Consider the following 2,652-nt stretch of genomic DNA (forward strand, 5'->3'; position numbering starts at 1 on the left):
TCCCAAGAACGGTAAAACCAAGACCTCAACGATATGCCAAAAATAAGAAAGCCGCTCACCTTAAGTGAACGGCATTAGCTCATTAGCGGCCTTCTTTATATCTATTTCATAACCACATAGCGTTGATAAACTATGAAACCCATTAATGTCATCATCAGCTGGAGCTCGGGTAAAGACTCAGCATTGACTCTACTTCGATTACTTGAAGACCCTCGATATAACGTGGTGGGCTTATTCACCACCTACCTTGCAGATGAAGTGCCTTTCCAAGCAACGCCAATTGACGTCGTTTATCAGCAAGCTAATCTTGCTGAGCTTCCTTTGGTCACCATTTTATTGCCGAGTGTATTCCCTGCAAATGATGTTTATCAGTCTACGGTTATAATGGGGTTAAAGGATTCAGAGCTGAACATTGATGCTGTCGCATTTGGTGATATGTTCTGTAATGGTATTGCCGATTATCGTCGCAGCTATATTGAACCTGCTGGATGGCAATGCGTTTTTCCTTTGATGGGAGAAGATAGCTCTCTACTAGCGCAGGAAATAATTACGCGTGGTATCCAAACACTAGTTACAACAGTGGATACTCAACAATTGTCGGGTGATTACTGCGGGCAATGGTATACGCCTGAATTTATAGACTCTTTACCTAGCGGTGTTGATCCCTGTGGTGAAAATGGCGAGTTTCATACGCTCGCCATAGCAGCGCCTTGCTTCAAAAGGCGATTAGTAATTTCACCTTCATTTATAGAAAGAGCAACACGGTTTCATTACCAGCGGTATCTTTATTAAGGTGATAATGCAGGTTTCTGAACCTTGTAAATCGCAGTATGATATGCCTGATTAAATAGCGTAAATATGGTGTGTTCAGTGAAAAGTGTCCTTATTTTTGATTCTGGCGTTGGTGGGTTATCGGTATATCAAGAAATCCGCACACTTCTGCCATATGAGCATTATGTCTACGCTTTTGATAATGCAGCTTTCCCTTATGGTGAGCTTGAAGAATCGGTACTGATTTCGCGGACATTAGACATTGTGTCTAGGTTGGTCTTGAAGCATGCTGTCGATTTAGTTGTGATTGCATGTAATACCGCCAGCACGATTGTTCTTCCTACCTTACGTGAGCAGTTAGATGTTCCTGTAGTGGGAGTTGTACCAGCCATTAAGCCAGCAGCTGCATCGAGTGAAAAGAAAGTCATTGGTTTACTTGCTACGCCAGCAACGATTAAGCGACGTTATACTCAGGAGTTGATCGCTGAATTTGCGAAAGATTGTGAAGTACTGATGATTGGTTCTACACGATTGGTTGAAATAGCAGAGCAAAAAATGCGAGGAGAGCTGGTATCTCTGGTCGAAATTCAACAAATACTCCAACCTTGGTTGGATCGAGTCGACGGTATTGTTCTGGGCTGTACCCATTTCCCATTGATTAAAGATGAAATCCAACTGGCTTTTTCTACGCCCGTACAAATTATCGATTCTGGTAAAGCAATCGCGAATCGCGTAAAGGCTTTGTTGGGGGAGACAGATCAGATCGTTCAAAACCAGAAAAAGAACGTTACATATAATAGTGCCGCTTCACATCATGAAGCGGCACTGAATGTTTTCCTTTCAGAAATGGGGCTAAGTCCTATTCAGAATCTAGATCTTCCCCATTCTTAGGCTCATTGGCTTCGCGCACTTTCAATGTACGTTGGCCATATTCTTTATTGTTTAGGTTTGCGATAGCAGTACCCACATCGGCACTATTCATCACAACAAAGCCAAAACCTCTACGTTTACCTGTGCGTTTGTCTTTCATTAGACGAACTGCGAAAACTTCACCGTGTTCAGAAAATAGATCTTTTACATCATTCTCATTAGCGCGGTACGGTAAGTTACCTACATAAATGGTTTTGCTCGAACTCGAAGTAGAGGATGAGTCATCAGGTGTTACAGCTGCAGGAGAGGCTCCTTGCATAAAGTGGACAGCTAACCCAGAGAGGATGACACCTAACGCAAAGGCGATAGAAGGTGAAATAGCGATAAAGCTCATGATTAAAGCCCCAAGTACAGCTAGGGCGATGATGGTTACTAAAGTTTGATTGGATAATTTCATATTCAATACTACATCGTCGTAAATAGTAAGAAGAATGCTTATTGGTTATTTTAACATCAGAATCACATTGATATTACTTTCATTGACTTATAATTACCAGTAAGTGAATGTGACGATCGTCAAATGTTGCCCTGTGGGGGCTAAATAACACATTAGGTGAAATATTCATCGGTTGCATATTTTTTTAAGAAAAAGGCTTGTCAGTGCGATCAAAGTCTCTATAATGCCGCCTCACTGACACGGAGAGCAGCATCTCAAAACGAGATGGTTAGCAACGAGTTAGTGCGGTGAAAGCCTTTGAAAATAAAGTTTCAAAAAGTGTTTGACACTTACCTTGATTTCTTTAGAATGGCGCACCTCTTCAGAGCGAAAGCAACGAAGAAAAGCTCTTTAACAATTTGACCATGCAATCTGTGTGGGCACTCGTGAGATGAATAGTCAAAACTGTTCATTGTGACTTTTTAAGTAACAATGAATTTGGCATCAATGAACTGAGTGACCAATACAAAACTTAAGTTTACTTAAGCTTTGGCACAGTCAATTCGAATATCATG

General features: G+C 41.4%; 3 protein-coding genes. 2 read left to right on the top strand and 1 reads right to left on the bottom strand.

Features of this window, described 5'->3' with window-relative positions:
- Positions 1 to 132: 132 nt before the first annotated feature.
- Positions 133 to 792, top strand: a complete 660-nt coding sequence (locus tag ASV53_RS23525; protein ID WP_094958931.1) for a Dph6-related ATP pyrophosphatase — start codon at positions 133 to 135, stop codon at positions 790 to 792.
- A gap of 66 nt (positions 793 to 858) precedes the next feature.
- The gene (murI, locus tag ASV53_RS23530; protein WP_094958932.1) at positions 859 to 1,662 is read left to right on the top strand and encodes a glutamate racemase; all 804 of its coding nucleotides are present in this window, start codon (positions 859 to 861) and stop codon (positions 1,660 to 1,662) included.
- On the opposite strand, the gene ASV53_RS23535 is transcribed toward murI, so the two are convergent.
- Positions 1,631 to 2,098, bottom strand: coding sequence for an RNA recognition motif domain-containing protein (locus tag ASV53_RS23535; RefSeq protein WP_062690365.1), 468 nt, complete (start codon positions 2,096 to 2,098; stop codon positions 1,631 to 1,633). The two genes, murI and ASV53_RS23535, sit on opposite strands and share 32 nt — an antisense overlap.
- Between the last annotated feature and the right edge of the window lie 554 nt (positions 2,099 to 2,652).

Source organism: Photobacterium sanguinicancri, assembly GCF_002265265.1.
In the GTDB taxonomy this organism is placed as follows: Bacteria; Pseudomonadota; Gammaproteobacteria; order Enterobacterales; family Vibrionaceae; genus Photobacterium; species Photobacterium sanguinicancri.